This window comes from Arthrobacter sp. TB 26 (assembly GCF_000427315.1).
Classification (GTDB): domain Bacteria; phylum Actinomycetota; class Actinomycetes; order Actinomycetales; family Micrococcaceae; genus Arthrobacter.
Genome location: NZ_AUPJ01000474.1, coordinates 1 through 2476, shown reverse-complemented (window position 1 = coordinate 2476; position 2476 = coordinate 1). Strand labels below are relative to the sequence as shown.

Below are 2476 nucleotides of genomic sequence, written 5' to 3'. Positions count from 1 at the left end.
CCGCCGTTTACAGCGGCGTCGGGGGATGCGTCGGCCGGGGGGCCGCCGGCGGGAGTTCCACGGCCTTCCAGCCAGCCGGGGTAGAACGCGGAGTTTTCCGGATCCACCACGGCGAGTTCCGTCACGTGCTGGTGGTAGCGGAGGTATCGGCCGATGGTGGCGCTGGTGCCGCCGGTGCCGGCGCCCACCACGATCCAGCGGGGGACCGGGTGCTCCTCCAGGGCGAGCTGGTCGAAGATCGACTCGGCAATGTTGTTGTTGCCGCGCCAGTCAGTGGCCCGTTCGGCGTAGGTGAACTGGTCCATGTAGTGGCCGTTGGTGCGCTGTGCGAGTTCCGCGGCGGCCCCGTAAACCTCCGAGGCGTGGTCCACCAGCAGGCAGGAGCCGCCAAACTGCTCGATCAAGGCGATTTTCTCACGGCTGGTGGTCCGTGCCATCACCGCAATGAACGGCAGCCCCAGCAACCGGGCGAAATAGGCTTCCGAGACGGCCGTGCTGCCGCTGGAGGCCTCAACGATGGTGGTGCCCTCAGCGATCCAGCCGTTCACCAGCCCGAACAGGAACAGCGAGCGGGCCAGACGGTGCTTGAGGCTTCCCGTCCGGTGCGTTGACTCGTCCTTGAGGTACAACTGGACGCCCCACCGCTCCGGCAGCGGGACGGAGTACAAATGGGTGTCCGCGGACCGGTTGTTCTCTGCATTGATTCTGCGGATGGCCTCGTCGGCCCATGCCCGGTCCTGCTGTCGCGCTTTGATCACCGCACCAGCCTACCGGCGGCGGCCGATTCCCATGGATAGAGTTGGCGGATGCAGACCCTCATGGATGTCGCCACCCTGAAGGACCTGGTCGGTGCGGGCAGCACCGACCGGCGGACCGTGTTGCTGGATGTGCGCTGGGCGCTCGGCGACCCGCACGGCCGGGAACACTACCTCGCGGCACACCTCCCCGGTGCCGTCTTTGTGGACCTCGCCACTGAACTGGCTGGACCCGCCGACCCATTCCGCGGCCGCCACCCGCTCCCGGCCCTTGAACAGTTCCAGGCGTCTGTGCGCGCCTGGGGAGTCCGCAGCGGCGACGTCGTGGTGGCCTACGACGACAGCGGCAACCTTGCCGCCGCCAGGCTTTGGTGGATGCTGCGGGATGCCGGTTTTCCCGACGTTTACCTGCTCGACGGCGGACTGGCCGCCTGGCGGGACGCCGGCTTCGCCGTCGAAAGCGGCGAACCGGAGCCGGAGCCGGGGGACGTTGAGCTGGCGGGTGGCGCCATGCCCGTGATCGATGCCGGGCAGGCGGCTTCCTGGGGCCGCCAGGGACTGCTGCTGGACGCCAGGGCGGGGGAGCGGTACCGCGGCGAGTTCGAGCCGGTGGATCCGCGTGCCGGCCATATCCCGGGGGCCGTGAGTGCCCCCACCACTGCCAACCTCGGTGCGGATGGCCGGTTCCTCTCCCCGGCCACTTTGCGGGAGCGCTTCACGGGCCTGGGCGTGCGCGCTGGCGTTCCCACCGCCGTCTACTGCGGCTCCGGCGTCACCGCGGCCCACGAAATTGCGGCCCTCGAAATCGCCGGATTCCCCGCGGCACTTTACCCGGGGTCGTTCTCGGAATGGTCCAACAACGCCGCGAACCCGGTAGTGACCGGGGATACGTCGTACGCAGACGGCAGTTCCGCGCAGTAGTACGGGTCGTTCGTTCAGGCCGCGAACCGGTCTTTTGCCCGGGCACGTAGGAGCGTCTGGGCTCTGCGGCGGCGCTCTCTGCGATGGTTGCGGCTCTTCGCCGCAGCCAAATCCAGCTCCCTTGGGGCGATAGCTCTTCCGTCACTTGTTCCGGGCAGCGGCGGGGCGGTGGATTGGTAGGTGTGGCCGGTGGGGGTGGTGATGTCGAGGGTGTGTCTGGGTCCGGGGCGTGGTCGGGAGGACCAGCCGGGGATTTCTTTGGTGTGGTTGCAGGCTTCGCAGAGCCCGGCGCCGTTGTTCTGGGTCGTTGGGCCGCCGTGGTGCCAGGGGATGATGTGGTCGAAGTGTCTGATGGGGGCGTCGCAGTAAGGGGTGCGGCAGGTGTCGTCGCGGGCGGTCAGGAAGCGGCGGAGTCCGGGCGGGAAGAGGCGCGCCCGGGAGTCCATCGCGGTGAGCTCGCCGGTGCCGGGGGCAGCGTAGAGCCGGCGGAGCCACACATTCAGGTCCGTGTCCCCGGCTCCAGTGGCCAGTCCCTCCGTACCTTCATCTGGTCCCGCGTTCTGTCCGGCGTGTATGAGCATCCCGCGGGCCCAGCCGGCGGGGACGATGCCGTAGCCGGGGAGGCGGGCGGGTTCGCTGTCGCCATGGAAGAGGGTGCGGTCGGTCATGACGAGCTGGATTTCGATGCCGCTGATCCCGCCGGGGGTGCCTGTGGTGCGTTCGACGAGGGTATCGGCCATGAGCTGCCCGCGCGTGCGGGGGTCCCCGGCGTTGCGGAGGGTGTCGGCGTGCCGGGTCAG

3 protein-coding genes are annotated in these 2476 nt (G+C 69.1%); 1 reads left to right on the top strand and 2 read right to left on the bottom strand.

Features of this window, described 5'->3' with window-relative positions; translation table 11 throughout:
* Positions 1-758, bottom strand: a 758-nt coding sequence (locus K789_RS0118220; protein WP_024368004.1) for a PLP-dependent cysteine synthase family protein, incomplete at its 3' end; no start/stop codon positions are given.
* 48 nt (positions 759-806) lie between these two features.
* On the opposite strand from K789_RS0118220, the gene K789_RS0118215 reads away from it, so the two are divergent.
* Positions 807-1676: a sulfurtransferase gene (locus K789_RS0118215; RefSeq protein ID WP_024368003.1), complete on the top strand. Its 870-nt coding sequence runs from the start codon at positions 807-809 to the stop codon at positions 1674-1676.
* A 14-nt stretch (positions 1677-1690) separates the two neighbouring features.
* Here the strand turns inward: K789_RS0118215 and K789_RS0118210 are convergent.
* A partial coding sequence (locus K789_RS0118210) for an HNH endonuclease (protein WP_024368002.1) occupies positions 1691-2476 on the bottom strand: 786 nt, incomplete at its 5' end.

Excerpts from the sequence above, each read along its gene's own strand:
- K789_RS0118215 (WP_024368003.1), top strand. The coding sequence starts at position 807 with ATGCAGACCCTCATGGATGTCGCCACCCTGAAGGACCTGGTCGGTGCG.